Origin of the sequence: Corynebacterium sp. HMSC034E11 (assembly GCF_001835905.1) — a bacterium.
Taxonomy (GTDB): Bacteria; Actinomycetota; Actinomycetes; order Mycobacteriales; family Mycobacteriaceae; genus Corynebacterium; species Corynebacterium coyleae.
The window spans coordinates 25,270-43,570 of sequence record NZ_KV826394.1 but is presented as its reverse complement, the minus strand read 5'-3'; the positions used below and the strand labels follow the sequence as shown (position 1 = coordinate 43,570).

At 60.1% G+C, this 18,301-nt stretch carries 18 protein-coding genes; 9 read left to right on the top strand and 9 right to left on the bottom strand.

What is annotated here, in order from left to right:
• Positions 1-5 precede the first annotated feature (5 nt).
• The 5 genes from sufC to HMPREF2690_RS04175 all read left to right on the top strand — a co-directional run bounded on the left by sufC (position 6) and on the right by HMPREF2690_RS04175 (position 4,527).
• Complete coding sequence (gene sufC / locus HMPREF2690_RS04195; protein WP_070820266.1) at positions 6-761, top strand: Fe-S cluster assembly ATPase SufC; 756 nt, start codon at positions 6-8, stop codon at positions 759-761.
• Entirely contained in the window at positions 761-1,993 is a 1,233-nt protein-coding gene (locus HMPREF2690_RS04190; RefSeq protein WP_070820265.1) for a cysteine desulfurase, read from the top strand. The genes sufC and HMPREF2690_RS04190 overlap by 1 nt, the downstream gene beginning before the upstream one ends.
• Positions 1,990-2,439: a Fe-S cluster assembly sulfur transfer protein SufU gene (sufU, locus tag HMPREF2690_RS04185; protein ID WP_070820264.1), complete on the top strand. Its 450-nt coding sequence runs from the start codon at positions 1,990-1,992 to the stop codon at positions 2,437-2,439. The genes HMPREF2690_RS04190 and sufU overlap by 4 nt, the downstream gene beginning before the upstream one ends.
• A 2-nt stretch (positions 2,440-2,441) precedes the next feature.
• Positions 2,442-2,816 carry a metal-sulfur cluster assembly factor gene (locus tag HMPREF2690_RS04180; protein ID WP_070423143.1) on the top strand — a complete coding sequence of 125 codons (375 nt, stop codon included), beginning with the start codon at positions 2,442-2,444 and terminating at the stop codon, positions 2,814-2,816.
• An 82-nt stretch (positions 2,817-2,898) separates the two neighbouring features.
• The gene (locus tag HMPREF2690_RS04175; protein WP_070820263.1) at positions 2,899-4,527 is read left to right on the top strand and encodes an ABC-F family ATP-binding cassette domain-containing protein; all 1,629 of its coding nucleotides are present in this window, start codon (positions 2,899-2,901) and stop codon (positions 4,525-4,527) included.
• Between the two features lie 75 nt (positions 4,528-4,602).
• On the opposite strand, the gene HMPREF2690_RS04170 is transcribed toward HMPREF2690_RS04175, so the two are convergent.
• Together HMPREF2690_RS04170 and HMPREF2690_RS04165 are read right to left on the bottom strand one after the other, a co-directional pair.
• Entirely contained in the window at positions 4,603-6,141 is a 1,539-nt protein-coding gene (locus HMPREF2690_RS04170) for an HNH endonuclease signature motif containing protein (protein ID WP_070820262.1), read from the bottom strand.
• 33 nt (positions 6,142-6,174) lie between these two features.
• Positions 6,175-7,041, bottom strand: coding sequence for a hypothetical protein (locus HMPREF2690_RS04165; protein ID WP_070484810.1), 867 nt, complete (start codon positions 7,039-7,041; stop codon positions 6,175-6,177).
• 181 nt (positions 7,042-7,222) lie between these two features.
• Here HMPREF2690_RS04165 and HMPREF2690_RS04160 point away from each other — a divergent pair, with 181 nt between their 5' ends.
• Positions 7,223-7,468, top strand: coding sequence for a PLDc N-terminal domain-containing protein (locus HMPREF2690_RS04160; RefSeq protein WP_083308126.1), 246 nt, complete (start codon positions 7,223-7,225; stop codon positions 7,466-7,468).
• Here the strand turns inward: HMPREF2690_RS04160 and HMPREF2690_RS04155 are convergent.
• From HMPREF2690_RS04155 to HMPREF2690_RS04140, 4 genes are read right to left on the bottom strand one after another with little or no spacing between them, the layout of a single operon-like run.
• Positions 7,449-8,057, bottom strand: a complete 609-nt coding sequence (locus HMPREF2690_RS04155) for a hypothetical protein (RefSeq protein ID WP_070816377.1) — start codon at positions 8,055-8,057, stop codon at positions 7,449-7,451. The two genes, HMPREF2690_RS04160 and HMPREF2690_RS04155, sit on opposite strands and share 20 nt — an antisense overlap.
• Positions 8,050-8,739, bottom strand: a complete 690-nt coding sequence (locus HMPREF2690_RS04150; protein WP_070820261.1) for a MerR family transcriptional regulator — start codon at positions 8,737-8,739, stop codon at positions 8,050-8,052. The genes HMPREF2690_RS04155 and HMPREF2690_RS04150 overlap by 8 nt, the downstream gene beginning before the upstream one ends.
• 54 nt (positions 8,740-8,793) lie before the next feature.
• Positions 8,794-10,158, bottom strand: a complete 1,365-nt coding sequence (locus HMPREF2690_RS04145) for a PFL family protein (protein WP_083316637.1) — start codon at positions 10,156-10,158, stop codon at positions 8,794-8,796.
• 9 nt (positions 10,159-10,167) lie between these two features.
• Positions 10,168-10,437, bottom strand: coding sequence for an ACT domain-containing protein (locus HMPREF2690_RS04140; protein WP_070423148.1), 270 nt, complete (start codon positions 10,435-10,437; stop codon positions 10,168-10,170).
• Positions 10,438-10,478: 41 nt separating this feature from the next.
• Here HMPREF2690_RS04140 and HMPREF2690_RS04135 point away from each other — a divergent pair, with 41 nt between their 5' ends.
• Positions 10,479-11,135: an NAD(P)H-binding protein gene (locus HMPREF2690_RS04135; protein ID WP_070820260.1), complete on the top strand. Its 657-nt coding sequence runs from the start codon at positions 10,479-10,481 to the stop codon at positions 11,133-11,135.
• Here the strand turns inward: HMPREF2690_RS04135 and HMPREF2690_RS04130 are convergent.
• The 3 genes from HMPREF2690_RS04130 to acnA form a co-directional block, all read right to left on the bottom strand.
• Positions 11,132-11,872: a glutamine amidotransferase-related protein gene (locus HMPREF2690_RS04130; protein ID WP_070820259.1), complete on the bottom strand. Its 741-nt coding sequence runs from the start codon at positions 11,870-11,872 to the stop codon at positions 11,132-11,134. The genes HMPREF2690_RS04135 and HMPREF2690_RS04130 overlap by 4 nt on opposite strands.
• Before the next feature lie 24 nt (positions 11,873-11,896).
• Positions 11,897-12,463, bottom strand: coding sequence for a TetR/AcrR family transcriptional regulator (locus HMPREF2690_RS04125; RefSeq protein ID WP_070423150.1), 567 nt, complete (start codon positions 12,461-12,463; stop codon positions 11,897-11,899).
• A 143-nt stretch (positions 12,464-12,606) separates the two neighbouring features.
• Positions 12,607-15,384, bottom strand: coding sequence for an aconitate hydratase AcnA (gene acnA, locus HMPREF2690_RS04120; RefSeq protein WP_208856595.1), 2,778 nt, complete (start codon positions 15,382-15,384; stop codon positions 12,607-12,609).
• 193 nt (positions 15,385-15,577) lie between these two features.
• On the opposite strand from acnA, the gene HMPREF2690_RS04115 reads away from it, so the two are divergent.
• Entirely contained in the window at positions 15,578-16,051 is a 474-nt protein-coding gene (locus HMPREF2690_RS04115; RefSeq protein ID WP_083279523.1) for an Rv1476 family membrane protein, read from the top strand.
• A gap of 568 nt (positions 16,052-16,619) precedes the next feature.
• Complete coding sequence (locus HMPREF2690_RS04110; protein WP_070820258.1) at positions 16,620-18,278, top strand: DIP1281 family NlpC/P60 protein; 1,659 nt, start codon at positions 16,620-16,622, stop codon at positions 18,276-18,278.
• Positions 18,279-18,301 lie beyond the last annotated feature (23 nt).

Here is an 18,301-nt window from a genome sequence, read left to right as displayed (position 1 = left end):
CTTCTATGTCCACCCTCGAAATTAAGAACCTGCACGCCAACGTCCTTCCCTCCGAGGAAGGCCAGGAGCCGAAGCCCATCCTCAAGGGCGTCAACCTGACTATCAAGGGCGGCGAAACCCACGCCATCATGGGCCCCAACGGCTCCGGCAAGTCCACCCTCGCATACACCATCGCTGGCCACCCGAAGTACGAGGTGACCGAAGGCGAAGTGCTGCTCGACGGCGAGAACATCCTGGAGATGGATATCGACGAGCGCGCACGCGCAGGCCTCTTCCTCGCCATGCAGTACCCGGTCGAGGTACCAGGCGTCTCCTCCTCGAACTTCATGCGCTCCGCAGTCACCGCAGTGCGCGGTGAGGCTCCGAAGCTGCGCGAGTGGGTTTCCGAGCTCAACGCAGCGCGCGAGGCACTCCAGATGGATGCTTCCTTCTCCGAGCGCTCCGTCAACGAAGGCTTCTCCGGTGGCGAGAAGAAGCGCCACGAGGTCATGCAGCTTTCCCTGATGAAGCCGAAGTTCGCCGTCATGGACGAGACTGACTCCGGCCTCGACGTCGACGCGCTTCGCATCGTCTCCGAGGGCATCAACCGCTACCAGGACGAAACCGGTGGCGGAGTGCTCATGATTACGCACTACAAGCGCATCCTGAACTACGTCAAGCCGGACTTCATCCACGTCTTCGCGGACGGCAAGATCGTCAAGACCGGCGATGCTTCCCTCGCTGATCAGCTCGAGGCCGAAGGCTACGAGAAGTTCATCTAATGACGCTCGACGTAACTGCAATCCGGCAAGAGTTCCCGATCCTGGGGCGCACCGTGCGCGGCGGGAAGCCGTTGGTGTACCTGGATTCGGGGGCGACCGCGCAACGGCCGCAGCGGGTGTGGGACGCTGAGCGCGACTTCGTGCTCGGCTACAACGCTCCCGTGCACCGCGGTTCATACCTTCTCGCTGAAGAGGCGACCGATGCATACGAATCGGCCCGCGAGGCGATCGCTACGTTCGTGGGCGCGCGTAACGACGAGATCGCGTTCACCAAAAACGCCACCGAAGCACTGAATTTGGTTGCGTACGTCTTAGGTGACTCGCGGGCGGGCTCGCTCGCGGTCGGGCCCGAGGACACGATCGTGATCACCGAGCTTGAGCACCACGCAAACCTGGTGCCGTGGCAGGAGCTTGCCCGTCGCACCGGAGCGACGCTGAAGTGGTACAAGATGACCCCGGACGGACGCATCGACCTTGACTCGCTCGAGCTCGACGACTCCGTCAAGGTCATCGCCTTTACCCACCAGTCGAACGTCACCGGTGCGGTTGCAGACGTCGATGAGATGGTGCGCCGCGCCAAGGCTGTCGGGGCACTGACTGTGCTCGACGCCTGCCAATCGGTGCCCCACATGCCCGTGGATTTCCATGCCCTTGACGTAGACTTTGCTGCCTTCTCCGGGCACAAGATGTGCGGGCCCAGTGGCGTGGGTGCGGTGTACTCCAAGCACCTCAACGATCTGCCGCCATTCTTGACCGGTGGCTCCATGATCGAGGTTGTGCGCATGGAGGAATCCACCTTCGCACCCGCCCCGCAGCGCTTCGAGGCGGGGACCCAAATGACCTCGCAGGTCGTCGGGCTCGGCGAGGCAGTGCGTTTCCTCACCGAGATCGGAATGGACGAGATCCAAGCCCACGAGCATGAGCTCACCGCGTACGCCCTAGAGCAGATGCAGGCGATCGACGGGCTGCGCATCGCTGGCCCGCTGACGGCGGAGAATCGCGGTGGCGCGATCTCGTTCACTGTCGACGGCGTCCACCCGCATGACTTGGGCCAGGTGCTCGATGCTGAAGGTGTTGCGATCCGCACCGGCCACCACTGTGCGTGGCCGGCCCACCGGGGCCTCGACCTGCAGTCGACCTCGCGGGCCAGCTTCTACCTGTACAACACTCTCGACGAGGTAGACACCCTGGTGGCCTCTATTGCCAAGGCGAAGGAGTTTTTCGCACGATGAACCTCGAATCCATGTACCAGGAAGTCATCCTGGACCACTACAAAAACCCGCAGCACGCCGGGCTCCGCGAGCCTTATGAGGCGGAGGTGCACCACGTCAACCCGTCCTGTGGCGACGAACTGACGCTGCGTGTTCACCTGTCCGAAGACGGCTCCACCGTCGAGGACGTCTCTTATGACGCCGAAGGGTGTTCCATCTCCCAGGCTTCGACCTCGGTGATGGCCGAGGAGGTCATCGGGCTGCCGGTTGCTGAAGCAATGAAGAAGCTCGAAGCTTTCGACGAGATGATCACCTCCCGCGGCACCCTCGAAGGCGACGCGGAGATGATCGGCGATGGCGTCGCCTTCTCGGGTGTGTCGAAGTTTCCGGCCCGCGTCAAGTGCGCGCTGCTCGGCTGGAAGGCATTCCAGGCGGCAACGTCGGATGCATTGGAAGAAAAGGAGTAACTGTGACCGAATCGAACAAGCAGTCCGAGCGACCACAGCAAACCGAAGAGCAACTCAAGTTGGTCGGTGAAGTAGAGGAGTACCTCCACGATGTCATCGACCCGGAGCTGGGTATCAACGTTGTTGATCTCGGCCTGGTCTACGACCTGTGGATCGAGGAGCGCGAGGGCAAGACCGTCGCGGTGCTCAACATGACGCTCACCTCGCCGGCGTGCCCGCTCACCGACGTGATCGAGGAGCAGGCCACCAATGCGGTGGTGTCGAATACCGCGGTCGACGAGCTTGAGCTCAACTGGGTCTGGATGCCGCCGTGGGGCCCGCAGTTCATCACGGAAGAGGGCCGCGAGCAGCTGCGTGCGCTTGGCTTCGCTGTCTAGACATCTATCTTGATCTTTCCCCGTCACGGAATGACTGTGGCGGGGAATTTTCGTTTAGGGATGGTTGATAGAGTGTTGCCCCGTGATTGTCACCAATGATCTCGAGGTCCGCGTCGGCGCGCGCACGCTTCTCGACGCCCCAGGCCAGCACCTCCGCGTCCAACCCGGCGACCGCATCGGGCTCGTCGGCCGCAATGGTGCCGGTAAGACGACGACGATGCGCATCCTGGCGGGGGAGACCGAACCCTACGGCGGCTCGGTGACCCGGGCGGGCGAGATCGGCTACCTCCCGCAGGATTCCAAGGAAGGCGACATCGAGCAGACCGCCCGCGACCGTGTGCTCTCCGCCCGTGGGCTTGATCAGATTCAACGCTCCATGGCGAAGCAGCAGAAGATCATGGAGGAGACCGACGGGGCGGAGCGTGACAAGGCGATTGCGAAGTTCTCCCGCCTGGAGGAGCGCTACCAGGCGCTCGGCGGCTACGAGGCCAACGCTGAAGCGGCGCAGATCTGTGACAATTTGGGGCTTCCGGCCAGGGTGCTTGATCAGAAACTTAAGACGCTTTCGGGTGGTCAGCGTCGCCGCGTCGAACTGGCCCAAATTCTCTTTGCTTCTCGCCAGGGTTCGGGTAAGTCGAAGACGACGCTTCTTCTCGACGAGCCCACTAACCACCTCGACGCCGACTCCATCACCTGGCTGCGTAACTTCCTGTCCAAGCACGAGGGCGGGTTGATCATGATCTCGCACGACGTTGAGCTCCTCGACGCAGTCTGCAATAAGGTCTGGTTCCTCGACGCCGTCCGCGCCGAAGCCGACGTGTACAACATGGGCTTCTCCAAGTACAAGGACGCGCGCGCCCTCGACGAGGCCCGGCGACGCCGCGAGCGCGCCAACGCCGAAAAGAAGGCATCGGCGCTGCAAAAACAGGCCGCGAAGCTGGGGGCGAAGGCTACTAAGGCAGCTGCAGCGAAGCAGATGCTGGCGCGTGCCGAGCGCATGATGGGCGAGCTTGACGACGTTCGCGTCGCCGACAAGGTCGCCTCCATTTCCTTCCCGGAGCCGGCACCGTGTGGCAAGACTCCACTCTTTGGCAAGGGTCTGACGAAGATGTACGGCTCCCTCGAAGTGTTCGCGGGTGTCGACCTTGCGGTAGATAAAGGATCCCGGGTGGTTGTCCTCGGTACGAATGGTGCGGGTAAGACCACCTTGCTCAAGCTGCTCGCCGGGGTAGAGCGCACCGACGGGGAGGGCGGCGTCGTATCCGGCCATGGGCTCAAGATCGGATACTTCGCGCAGGAGCACGACACGATCGACGGCTCGAAGTCGGTTTGGGAAAATACGATCGAGGCTTGCCCGGATGCCGGCCAGCAAGACCTGCGTGGTCTGCTTGGTGCCTTTATGTTCTCCGGCGACAAGCTCGATCAGCCAGCAGGTACGCTCTCCGGCGGTGAAAAGACCTGTTTGGCGCTGGCGACGCTGGTTTCCTCGCGTGCGAACGTGTTGCTTCTCGACGAGCCCACCAACAACCTCGACCCACAATCCCGCGAACAGGTCCTCGACGCGCTAAAAACCTATACGGGTGCGGTCGTGCTGGTCACCCACGACCCGGGTGCGGTGCGGGCGTTGGAGCCTGAGCGTGTCATCATCATGCCGGAGGGCGATGAGGACATGTGGAGCGACGAGTACATGGAGATCGTCGAGCTGGCGTAGCAACGCGTCATCATGGCAGACGTGGGCAGGCTAGCGCCCACCTACGTTCGAGGCAGGCGTGTTCCCGGAGGCGGCCTAAAACGGCGGGTAGGGGGATTGGCTGTTTGCCCAGGGTGGTGGCTCGGTAGGCTCGCGCGGTGGAGGCTTCGGTGTAGCTGCTTTCGATCGGTGGTTTCGTTTACGGATCCGATTGACGGCTGAATTTTCCGCCGCATCGGCATGATTGAACCTGATTTCGGTGGACCCGGGTTGCTTCACGCCGGCGCGACCAGTTGCGAGGTCTCGCTCGATGTGACTCGTGTTGTCTCTGTGATCTTTGAAGTCGTTGTTACACCGGTGATGGGTTCTACAGAGTGCGGCGAGGTTATCGATGTTGGTGTCACCGCCTTGCAGCCACGACGTGATGTGGTGGATCTCGGTTTGGGTCAGTGGGGCGGTGCACCCCGTCCAGGCACACACGCCTTGCACCGCGAGCAGCGTGATCTTCTGTGCCAACGATGCAAGGCGGCTCGTGCGGTAGAGGTTCAAGGGCAAAGAAGTCGCCCCATCAACGCTGAGGATGAAGTCAGCGGTGCCGTCCATCCCGAGACGGACGAGATCGAATGCTGTGAGGTCGATGCCGGTATTGGTTTGAAACTTCGTGGTCGGGGAGGCATCGGCGAGCTCGTCGAGCGTTACGGAGACGACAACGGACGCACAGCCGCCACCTGTTGGCTTTTGGCACGTGTCGTAGTGCTTCAGCATCTTGGCAAATTGGTCGTAGGCCCGTTGTGCTGGGGATCGGTAGTCGTCGACATCCTTCGGCATGTTTGAGTTTGGCGCTAGCCCCTTGTCGGTGAGTGCCTTGAACAATGCGGTGTCGCTGGTGGTCGCGTCGATGGTGATCTTGTGGGTGCCGTCGGCGCGCTGTGGCCCGATGTGGAGCCCACGTTTTTCCATGCCGGCGTTTGGGTTCGTGGGGTCGAGGTGTTCGCGGTTAGCGTCTTCTACCCAGCGTCGTACTGTTGCACGGAGGTCTTTGACTGTACGTCGCGGAGCCTCTGCGAGCGCCTTAGCCTGGAGACGAGCGCGGGCACCTTTGGCGGCCTCAACGAGGCGATCCAGCTCGAGACGAATCACGCGTTGTTTTTCGGCATTGACGCGCTCGGCGTTTCGGCGTGCCGTTTCCTGTTCGCGGCGCGCCTGCTCGCGTGCCGCTTGATGTGCAGCTGCTTTCGCTGCCGCCTGTGCGGCATCGTCCGCCGTGGAATCTGCGTTGGAGTCGAAGAGGTCAGCATCAGCAGCGTCGTCTGCGGTCTCCTCGACGGCCGGCTCCCCGTAGTAGTCGCGGCCACGGGCGAGACGGTCGTAGGCCTCCTTGGGCTCAAGGCCAAGCTTCTTCTGTAAGTACTGGGTCGGATGTTTCGCGCCGACGGTGCGGCCAGCTTCATCGCGCTCGCAGAGGAATGCGAAGAAGGCGTCGAGGCTTGCCTTGACGTTGAAGGCTGCTTCGAAGCGCTCCATCTCTTTGTGGATGTCGTCGAAGTGCAGCGTTGCTGGGTCGTGAAAGAGGTCCTTGATTGCGAAAAGGGCATGGGAGATGGTGTCGACGTGGCGCGAAAGCTCCGTTGACATGGTTTCTCTCCCTTAACGCAATCGGAATTAGTGTTAGAACGGACCTTTAACAGTTGTAGGGCTGGAGTCAGCCCAGGATGTGTCGGCAAGAAAGTCAACTGTGATGGATTCTCGGCGTGGTTGTGTCAGCCGTTCATGTACGCGCTTCATCGAGTCTTCGTTGACGTCGACTACCATGATCAACCTGCCGGAACTATCGCTCAGGCGCAATGAGTTTTCCGGCGAATCAATGGTGAGGAATGGATAGTCGCTCGGGAAGTGTGGCTTCACTACCGTCTCGTATTCGTCGCCAAGCAATGCGTCCTGGAAGGGGCGAATCTGGACGTGTGGTGGCTTCCAGTGGAATAGGTATTGCGCCAAAATCTCCGCAGTAACGGATCCTTCATCCCGGAGTGAAAGCAGATTGGTCAGGATCCTGTCTCCGCCGGCGGGGAGCAGGATATCCATGCCTGAACAGTACTCGCCGTTGCGCTTTGAGATAACCCGTATGACTTTGCGTTCAAGAAGTGGCGGTAGCTGCAAGTACATGTCCGTGTTGCTAGCGCGAGCCAATTCGTAAAGTGGCTTAACGTTTTCATGATCAAACGTGCAGCGGTCCGGCTTATAGTTGTCGATCCTGAGCGTCACTTCGCGTCGGGCGTAGTCGAGGATGAGGTAGTCTTCGCATAGCTCGTCGAGGTACGGGGTGTCCACATATTGCGTGGATAGTGGCGCTGGAAATTGGGCGAGAAGATTTGCGATGTCTCCGAGTCCCCGAGTGGGATTTCGTGTGTCGATCCTATATGCGTAAATAGATTCGAGTATGAATGCGAATCCGTCCCCGTGAAGATCGAAAGTTGCGCCAATGGGCTCGCATTCGATGCGTTCGGTTATGACATGTAGTAGCGGTTCTGGGAACATTTTTGCGCTCCTTAGGTCGTAAAAATTGCGTTACCAGTGACCGTAATGAGCTAAACATTGCTCGCACAAGTGTTTGATCACTATATTGTGCATTGGACCCTAGATAAAAGAAATATTCGAAATTTTGCGAGAATAGCAACACGCTTATCGACGATCAACCCAACCGGCTAAACTTCAAGCCATGGCTAAAAACAATGAGTTCATCGACACCATCAAGGACGCATGGAACAGCTTGTCCTCTGACCAGAAGACCATCGCTGGCGTCTTGGCCACGATCGATACGGCAGGCAAGGCCTTCGCGTTGCGTGACCTTGCCCGCACCAACTCCAACAAGATCCGTGGTCCAAAGTGGCTATGGACACCGATCATCGGAGCGGTGAACACGTTGGGCTGGGTCGGCTACTTCATCATTGGGAAGAAGCGCTAGGTCCCACGGCCGAGGATCCGCGGTAAAAGCGGATCTTGCTGATGTTTTGGGGGTCGGGCCGCTGCCAGGGATAGCGGTCGGGGTAGGCCCGTACCTCTTCGCTCAGGCGCATGAGTGTGTCTGTTCCAGCAGGACCGCCCAGAGTAAGCACTCCGTCGACGATCTCGACCGCCGATGAGTAAGAAGGTTCGTCCGACATGCTTTGCACCGAAGCCGTTGGGAATTCCGCGAAGAGTGTCCGGCCGCGCCTGAAAACGAAGACGTTCTCGTCGTAATAGCTAGGACGAATTCGCTCCGCGGCGATCAAGCCCCACACGTACACCACGGCCCACAGCGACACCAGCAACGCGGCAATACGAAGGGCCCCTGCAGGCAGTACAAGGTGGACAACGACTGCCTCGACGGCAAGCACCGCTGTGACCATCCCAAGCAATTGCAATCGACCAGGTTGATGGGGCAGCGCCGTAGCCTCTTCGGGGATGAGTGTCTCCCGGCGGATCCAACGCAAGAGATCTCGGTATAGACCGAGTTCATACTTGGCCAGGCGGAAGCCGGGGTGTTTTCGGAACAAGCGGAGGAAGCTACGCAAGGGGATCACCTGCCAGCACTTGAAGCACTAATCCCTGTGCGCCCTTCGTAGGTACATCCGACGACGCAAGTGGCACGTCTCCGGGGCTGAGGGTGGGGAAAATGTCTCGCATCAGTCCGGCTTGCGCCAGCGGGCGCAGCCTATCGACGATTACTTCGACGGAAGGGTCTCCAGGCCGCAATTCACCGAGTTTTAGCCAGAGGTCCGCAGCCTTTCGAGCTGCGGCGAGACAGCTGGGATCTTGAAGATTCTTCCGGAGCTGCTCCCAAGTGTCCGGCGTAGCAACGCCGGTAAGGGCCATGAGATCCCATGAATCCAGTTCGATCCGCAAAAGTGACGAATCATCGATTAAGGAGCTGAGCGAAAAACGGATGTCGTCCGGGGTCCCATGTGGCGAGGATGCCAGGGCGAGAAGGCGCTGTTTTTGCCGTTGGAGCTGTGTGATGCGCTCGTCGAGAAGGGCGAGCGATTCCTCAACAGCCTTCGGGCTCTGGACTTCAGATACCGGAACGCCGGCGTCGATAAGTGCTCTGGCGCGAAGGACCGCCGCGAGATCGGATACGGAATAGTTGCGGTAGTTACCACTGGTCCGAGCAGGTTCGGGAACTGCGCCACTCGTATGCAGGTGACGCACGGCCCGCACGGAGCAGCCTGCGACTGCAGCGACTTCTGAAATCTTCACACGACCATTCTCAACCCTGACACTGTGTCAGGGTCAAGAAGTCGGAGGAACTAATTAGTTCCTAAACCCGTGCACCGGTGCGGGGATGAATCCGCCACGGTGGATGAATTCGTCGTTGCCCACCTTGTTTACCGGAATGACCGGTGCGTAGCCGAGGAGGCCGCCGAAGTTGACTTCGTCGCCAGGCTTGGTGCCCGGCACGGGGATCAGGCGTGCTGCGGTGGTCTTATGGTTCATGACACCGATTGCCGCTTCGTCGGCAATCATGCCGGCGATGAGTTCGGCAGAAGTGTCGCCTGGGATTGCGATCATGTCGAAGCCGACGGAGCAGATGGAGGTCATTGCCTCGAGTTTGTCCATGGAGATCGCACCGGAGTTGACGGCGTCGATCATGCCCTTGTCCTCTGAGACTGGGATGAAAGAGCCGGAAAGACCACCGACGCGGGAGCAAGCCATCATGCCGCCCTTCTTTACCGCATCGTTGAGCAGGGCGAGTGCTGCGGTGGTGCCGTGGGTGCCGACCTGGTCGAGCCCCATGCGTTCGAGGACGTGTGCGACGGAGTCGCCCATTTCGGCGGTCGGTGCAAGCGAGAGGTCGACGATGCCAAACGGGACGCCGAGGCGCTCAGCAGCAAGAGTGCCGACGAGCTGGCCCGCACGGGTGATCTTGAACGCGGCCTTCTTGATCTCCTCGGCGACTTCGTTGAGCGTCGCGCCCTTGAGCGGAGCGATCGCATTGTCAACGACACCTGGGCCCGACACGCCGACAGAGATGACGGTGTCTGGCTCTTCGATGCCGTGGAATGCGCCGGCCATGAACGGGTTGTCGCCGACCGCGTTGGCGAAGACGACGAGCTTCGCACAGGCGATGGAGGAGCGGTCCTTGGTCAGTTCCGCCGCTTCCTTCACAATCTCGCCCATCTTGGCCACGGCGTTCATGTTGATGCCGGCGCGCGAGGATGCGATGTTGACGGAGCTGCAGACGTTGTTGGTCTCCGCCAGAGCTTCCGGGATGGAGTAGATCAGGTTCTTGTCGGCACGCGTGCCGCCCTTTTCTACGAGCGCCGAGTAGCCACCGACAAAGTTCACACCAAGTTCGGCCGCTGCGCGATCAAGTGCACGAGCGATCTCAACAGGGTTGCCCTCGACACCTGCAGCGACGAGTGCGACCGGGGAGACTGAGATGCGCTTGTTCACAATGGGGATGCCAAGCTCGCGTTCGATGCCCTCGCAGACGGGGACAAGGTTGCGTGCGCGCTCGGTGACGCGGTCGTACACGGCCTGTGCGGTCGCTTCCATCGTGGCGCGGGTGCAGCCGATGAGCGAGATACCCATGGTTACGGTGCGGATGTCCAGACGATAGTCCTCGATCATCCGGATGACGTCGAGGAATCGTGCGTCAGAAAACTCGAGTTTCACGGTCGTCCCTTAGATGTCGTTGATGGCGCTGAACAGTGCTTCGGATTGGATCCGGACCACCATGCCGAGTGGCTTGCCACATGCGTCGAAGGCGTCCTGGAGAACGCCCATGTCAACGTTGCCTTCGGGGAGTTCGACGCGCATGATCATGGTGAAGAAGTCATCCATGATGGTCTGCGAGACATCGACAATGTTCAAGCCCTGGTCAGCAGCGGTCTTTGACACGGCCGCAATCACGCCAGGGCGATCCTTACCGGTGGTTGTAATAATTGCATGCATGCGAAAAGTATAGATCGAGAATCGTCGTTAGAGTCGGGTTTATGAAAACTCAGCATGTCCTCGTTCTTGGTGCAGGCGGTAACGTCTCGCGCTTCACTGTGCCCAAACTAGTGGGCAATGGCCATAACGTTAGTGCTCTTGTCCGGAATCCTGACCACGCCAAGCAGCTTGTCGACGATGGCGCCACCGTCATCGTTCGCGATCTCACCACTCTCGACCAGGAGGGATGGGCACGCCTCCTTACACCATTCGATGTGGTTGTCTGGTCCGCGGGCGCAGGCGGGGGATCTGCGGAGCGGACCTGGGCGGTGGATCGCGACGCTGCGATGACGATGATCGACGCGCTCGAAGAGCTAGACGAGTTCGCCCCATTTCTCGTCATGGTGTCCTATGCAGGTGCCACCGAGGCCTCCACTGAGGATGATGGCGGTTCGTGGTACGCCTACGTTGAGTCGAAGAAGGCCGTTGATCGGCGCCTGCTTGATTCGAGCCTGCCACACCAGATCGTCGGCCCAACGCTGCTGACCGATGACCCAGCAGAGGGCATCGCGCTTCTCGACGAACCACGTGGCACCGAATCCGAAACCCCTCGAGAGCTCGTAGCAGATGTGATCGTCGAATCGGTTGGCCGTGGCGAGCCGTTTGCACGTAACCCGCTGGACTTTGAGGGTGGCAGCGGGGCAGTAGCAGGCCTCTAATTGTCGAGGGAGAAGTAGTCCTCGCGGCACAGCCGGGCGAAGTTGCGTAGAAGCATGTTCGCCCGGCTGACGTCATGGTTGGGCAGATCTGCGACGATGCGGGCGTACTCCTCGGCAGGGAAGTAGCCGTAGTCGTGGAAGAAATCCATGCGTGTACGCATGGCGTCGGCGTCCATTTCGGCGTGAAACTGTGTGGCCCACACGTGGTCGTCGTAACGCACCATCTGCACTGGGCAGGAGGGACCTGTAGCGAGCACGGTCAACGAATTGGGCAACTCTACGGGGTTCTCTGTATGTCCCGTCAGCGCGGTAAACGTGCCGGAGCCACTGACTACGGGGTCAAGCTCCCCTTCGGCTGTCACGTCAACGATGGTAGGTCCAGAAGGCTCAGGCGAGGTGCACCCAACGGTGCCGCCGAGGTGGTCGACGAGCCAGGAGATGCCGAAGCAGACGAAAAAGACAGGCTTGCCAGATGCAACCACGGTGGATAGCACGTCGTCGATATGCAGGTGCCAGGCACCACGTTCTTCATTGGTGACGTTCAGCGAGCATCCGCCGACGATAATCCCGCTGACTGTGTCAAGAGCGCCTAATTCAGCGTCAGGCGAATTGATGATGCGAAGCTCCATATCCAATTCGCTCAGGCCAGTTGCGCGCAGCGTGTCGTGATACTCGGCGTGCGCGACATCTGGGCCGATCTCGCCGTTGCGAAGTGAAAGGAAAAGGAGCTTAGCCATGCCGGCTACTCTATACCGCTCGGTCTAGTCCTGATTCATTGGGTGCCGAACGGCTTGCTCCACGATGTCAAGCATCGATTCGAGGCGTTCCACAGGCTCACCGGCAGCGAGTTTGGTGATAAACCCTTCGAGAACAGTCTCCAGGTAGGTCTGCACTACCTCCACGGGGACGTCGTCGCGCATATGCTTGTTCGATTCCAAGCGCGTGCGCACCGCCTGGTCGAGCACCTCTTGATGTTCCCGCCAGCGTGCTTCGAACTTCGGGTCAGTTCGCAGTCTCCGCAGGATTTCCGCACGGGTGGTGAACCAATCGTTTGCTTCAGTGTCGTGGAGCATCCCACGCATGACCTCAACCAAACCCTGCTCACTGACCACTTGTGCCTGGCGCTCCGCGTCCGCTTTCGCAATAGCAAGGAACAGTGATTCCTTGTCTCCGAAGTGATGGAAGATCGCGCCTCGGGTTTTACCGGTGGCTTCCTCGAGCCTTGCAACAGTGGCGCCCTCGTAGCCGTAATGGGCGAAGCATTTGCGTGCGGTATCGATAATCTCGCTACGGCGGCGTGCGAGCTCGGCCTCGCTCACGATAGGCATGTCAGTGCTCCTTGGCGTAGTTCTAGGTCAAAAGTGGTCGAAGACTAGCGGAGTGCGGAAACAAAGGATTAGGGGGTAAAAATGCGGAAGGGGCCCCGCGTAGTGCGGTGGCCCCTTCGCGGCGATGGCGTCAGGAGAGCTGACTAGCTCTTGACCATCTGGCGAAGCACGTACTGCAGAATGCCGCCGTGGCGGTAGTACTCAGCCTCACCTGGGGTGTCCACGCGGACAACAGCGTCGAACTCGACAGCGTCAGCGCCGTCCTTCTCAGCCTTGACGTGAACCGTTGCCGGGATGTCACCCTTGTTGAAGTCGGTGATACCGGACAGGGTGAAGGTCTCGGTGCCGTCGAGGCCGAGGGACTCGTGGGACTGGCCCTCCGGGAACTGCAGCGGCAGAACACCCATACCGATCAGGTTGGAACGGTGGATGCGCTCAAAGGACTCGGCGATAACTGCCTTCACACCAAGCAGGTTGGTGCCCTTAGCAGCCCAGTCACGGGAAGAACCGGTGCCGTATTCCTTACCAGCAAGGACGACGAGCGGAATGTTCTTCTCGGCGTAGTTCATCGCAGCATCGTAGATGTATGCCTGCGGTGCACCCTCCTGGGTGAAGTCGCGGGTGAATCCACCCTGCTCATCAACCAGCTGGTTGCGCAGACGGATGTTTGCGAAGGTACCGCGAACCATGACCTCGTGGTTGCCACGACGGGAGCCGAAGGAGTTGTAGTCCTGGCGCTCAACACCGTGGGAATCGAGGTAGTTCGCAGCCGGGGTGCCCGGCTTAATGGAGGAAGCAGGGGAGATGTGGTCCGTGGTGACCGAGTCGCCCAGCTTCGCCAGAACGCGAGCACCCTCAATGTCCTTGACATCCTCCGGCTCCTCCGGCATGCCGTCAAAGTACGGTGCCTTGCGGATGTAGGTGGAGTCTTCGTTCCACTCGAAGGTCTTGCCGGTCGGGATGTCGAGACCCTGCCACTGTGCGTCGCCCTTGAAGACGTCGGCGTAGTCAGCCTCGTACATCTCACGGGAGATGGTGCCAGCGATGGTCTCTTCGATCTCCTCGGTGGACGGCCAGACGTCCTTGAGGAAGACGTCGTTGCCGTCTGCGTCCTGGCCGAGCGGCTGGGTTTCGAAGTCGAAGTCCATGGTGCCGGCGATTGCGTATGCAATGACCAAGAGCGGGGACGCGAGGTAGTTCATCTTCACGTCCGGGGAGATACGACCCTCGAAGTTGCGGTTGCCGGAAAGCACTGCGGTTGCGGTGAGGTCAAACTCGTTGACAGCCTCGGAGACCTCAGCCGGCAGCGGGCCAGAGTTGCCGATGCAGGATGCGCAGCCGAAGCCGGACAGGTAGAAGCCAACAGCCTCGAGGTCCTTCCAGAGGTCTGCGCGCTCGTAGTAGCCGTCGACAACCTGGGAGCCCGGAGCCATGATGGTCTTGACCCACGGCTTAGCCTTCAGGCCTTTCTCAGCAGCCTTGCGTGCGAGCAGGGCAGCGCCAACCATGACGGACGGGTTGGAGGTGTTGGTGCAGGAGGTGACTGCAGCAATTGCGACGAAGCCGTGGTCGAGGGTGTACTCGCCACCCTGCGGGGACTCGACGATGACCGGCTTGGAAGCGCGGCCCTCAGCACCCACAGCGGCGGACTCGCCGTTTGCCGGCCAAGACTCGTTGTAGGAGACGCTGTCGACCTTTGCTGCACGAACCGGCTCGGACGTGCCCTCGCCAGCGGTGTTGTAGTCCGGCAGCTGCTTGCGGAAGGTCTCCTTGGACTCCGCGAGCAGGATCCGGTCCTGCGGGCGCTTCGGGCCAGCGATAGACGGCTTGACGGTGGAGAGGTCGAGCTCGAGGTACTCGGAGTACTCAGCTTCCGCAGCGTCCTGCTCAAGCCACATGCCCTGTGCCTTGGCGTATGCCTCGACGCGGTCGATGTCCTCCTGGTTACGACCGGTCAGGTGCAGGTAGTTGATGGTCTCCTCGTCGATCGGGAAGATCGCGCAGGTGGAGCCGAACTCTGGGGACATGTTGCCGATGGTGGCGCGGTTTGCCAGCGGGATCTGCTTGACACCGTTGCCGTAGAACTCGACGAACTTCTGGACCACGCCGTGCTCACGCAGCATCTCGGTGATGGTCAGCACCACGTCGGTTGCGGTCACGCCGGTCGGAATCTCGCCGGTGAGCTTGAAGCCGACAACACGCGGGATGAGCATGGAGACCGGCTGGCCAAGCATCGCTGCCTCAGCCTCGATACCGCCGACGCCCCAGCCAAGGATGCCCAGGCCGTTTTCCATGGTGGTGTGGGAGTCGGTACCAATGCAGGTGTCCGGGTATGCAACGCCGTCGTTGTCAAAGACAACGCGGGAAAGGTACTCGATGTTGACCTGGTGGACGATGCCGGTTCCCGGCGGGACAACGCGGAAGTTAGAGAAGTTCTCTGCACCCCAGCGCAGGAACTGGTAGCGCTCCTCGTTGCGCTGGTACTCAATCTCTACGTTCTTCTCGATGGCGTCGGTGGAACCAAAGGCCTCGATGATCACAGAGTGGTCAATAACCATCTCTGCCGGGTTCAGGGGGTTGACCTGATCCGGGTTGCCGCCGAGCGACGATACGGCCTCACGCATGGTGGCAAGGTCGACGACACACGGCACGCCCGTGAAGTCCTGCATCAGCACACGTGCTGGGGTGAACTGGATCTCAACGCTCGGCTCTGCCGACGGGTCCCAGTTTGCAATGGCCTTGATGTGGTCTTCGGTGACGTTCTTGCCGTCCTCGGTGCGCAGGAGGTTCTCGCCCAATACCTTAAGGGAGTAGGGGAGTTTCTCCATGCCTTCAACAGCATCGAGAGCGAAGTAGTCGTAAGACTTACCGCCAACCTCGAGCGTCTTCTTGGCACCGAAGGAATTCTTGCTTTCTGCCACGGTGAGCTCCATTCCTCGTCGTAATCAAAAACAGGGATGATGACCCTATGGTCAAGTCCCATACTAAGCGACCCGCCATAGATCCGTACTGATGATAACAGTACGTTCGTTATGTTTTCATATTTTGCTTATCGACTACAGCAAAATCACTCAGATTAGAATCGGCCCAGCAGTTTGGCATGAAGGAGTAATCGTGGAGCCGGAGACGACATTGGACGAGCTAATCGGCCAGCTTGAAACCTCTGCCGTGGCTTTTGGTACGGAGAATCCGGTAAACGATGACCTGCGAAATGGCATTGAAGGCGTGCTGAGCTCGCCGCATTCGGATTCGATTGACCCTGCCGCAGTAGTCGTTTTAGAGCGCACTCCAGAAAAGGTTGCCCAGCTCCGAGATCTTGCCCAGGACATTGCAAACGCTACGGAATATTCAACGGTGCTGATCCGCACACCCCACACCGCAGTGGGGGTAAGCGAAGAGTTGAGTCGTGCGCAAATAGAGACAGGGGAGCTCGCGATGATGTCGCATGCGGATTATGTCGAAGGGCTGAAAGCGTTTACAGGGGAGGCGAGTTCCTTCTCTCCAATGTGGCCGGTAGTTGTTGGGGTGGTGCTAGTCGCGTTTGCCCTCCTCGCGATCGCTGCGCGGCGCCCAAAGCCGTCACGCTAGACAAGTTGCAAGACTTGACGGAGTTCATGTCAGGAGTATCTCGGGTTGCTAAAGGGTACCTGCTCCGCGGCTCTTTTTTCGCCATTTTCCCACGTCAAAACGTATAAGTAACGGTTCGGTAACCTTGGATGTGAGCAAACTCACACATCAAATAAGCGTGTCAATACATGCAGGTGAGGCGCGTGTGAATCATGTGACAAGACTTGACTTGATCAACTTTATGTAACGAAAGGGATACAAGTCGGTTGGCTTGACGTATGGTGCTCCTATCGGCTCGCGGGTCGATAGTTGTCACACGTTTCGCGTGAAGCTTCATTGAGCGCTCTAGTCAAGCGTTCGACTGATGGATCGGGCTTGTGGGGAAGCACGCCGAGATCCTGAAACATTGTTGAAGCGCCACGGATTCTTGTGGTGGCTACTTCTTCGCGCTGCCGCGTTAGTAGTCAACATCGAGGCCGCACGTTCCTACCCCTAGTCAGGGTTTATGTGTGCCTTGGCGCGCCTGCAGGTTTCTTGATCACCTGCGGGCCTGCCACGGTATGCGCGTGTGGCGTGAAGGAGCACCTTCGTGGCAAATCCACTAAGGGGCACCCGGTTTGGACGTGCACGTAATGTGTTCGGTACTGCCGCGTGTGTCGTTACCGTGTCGTTGGCGGTGGGCCTCGTCAGCCCGGCTGCCTCTGGTCAGAGCTCGACGTCTACCGTCAGCGAACTCGTTTCCGCAGTCACCCGCGCTCAAGCGGACGTGGACGCCCGAAACTTGAACCTCGGCGAACTGCAAGAGGCGGTTAACCAGTCGCTCGTCGATTTGCACGACGCTCATGCAAAGGCCCAGCAGGCCCGCCTCGGCGAAGAGGAAGCTAAGCGTCGACTGGACGAGGCTCAGGCTCGCGTCGAAAGGCTGCGCACCGAGCTTGATGAGTTAAGCCGTTCCCAGTATCGCGGGGCGTCGACAAGCGATGTGCTCACGTCGATTAGCGGTAGGGACACGCAGCGCGACGTGCTGGATCGCTCGCTGTTCCTGCGCCAGCGTTCTGAAGAAAAGCGTGCGAAGCTGCAGGAAGCGGAGCAGGCCCGTGCAGAGGCGGCGAACGAAGAGTCGACGCTGCGTCAGACGCGTGAGCTTGCCGACTCGGCTGCTCAAGAAGCCGAGGCTGCGGAGGCGCAAGCGCGTCAGCTTCTCGACGACAACCGCGCAGCGCTCGAGGCAAGCACGGCTGAGCGCGACGCCGCGCAACGCGAGCTCGAAGCAGCGCAATCTGATCTCCAGGAGCAGCGCGCGCCTGAGCAGCAGGAAGCATCCGATGAGACAACGGAGGGCCCTGTGGCCAGCCCGTACGCTTCAACCCTGACCATTTCGCGCGGCGATGCCACCTATGAGGTCCCAGAAGAGGTCGTGGACCGTGTTCGGGAGCGCATCTCTGGTACCTCCCCTGAAGCCGGCGAGCCGAGCCGTGAGGCCATCGTGGATGCCGTGCGTGTTGTCGCCCAGACCTCTTCTTCAGATACGACGTCCGACGACGTGTCCCAGGTTGCTGCGCTTTCTTCGGCAGCAGGCTTGCCACAGCTTGACGACGACGCTATCGCGAAGGCTGGCGCCATCGCCGTCGGCGTAGCCCTGGTTGGCGGCGTTGCTGCGAACCACGGCTCCTTCTCTGATGCAGTGAATAGCGGTGACGCAGGCCAACTTGTGACTGCGTTCGCAGAAGGGCTCACTGGTGCCTTGGGCAATGTCGATAGCACCTCAGGCACTGTGGCTGACGTATTGCCGCAGGTGCAGACTGCGGCAGATCTTACTGAGAAGGCTCGTGCTGCCTCTGCGGCCGTATCCGACGCCTCTCAGGTTGAGACGGTTATCGCACGCGCTCAGTCGATGATCGGCACGCCGTATGTCTGGGGCGGTGGCGATGCAAACGGTCCAACCACGGGCTTGGAAGGTGGCGGTCAAGCTGGCTTCGACTGCTCTGGCCTCGTGCTTTACGCATTCGCCGGCGCTGGCATTGCATTGCCCCACTACACGGGCTACCAGTACCAGCGTGGCACGCATGTGCCGGCGAGCGAAGCGCAGCGCGGCGACTTGCTGTTCTGGGGTCCGGGCGGCAACCAGCACGTTGCCATCTACCTCGGCGACGGCACCATGATCGAGGCACCGCAGTCCGGCATGAACGTGCAGATTTCTCCGGTCCGTTGGTCCGGCATGGCGCCTAACGCGGTCCGCCTGCTCTAATTTTTCGGGGCCACAGTCTAGGC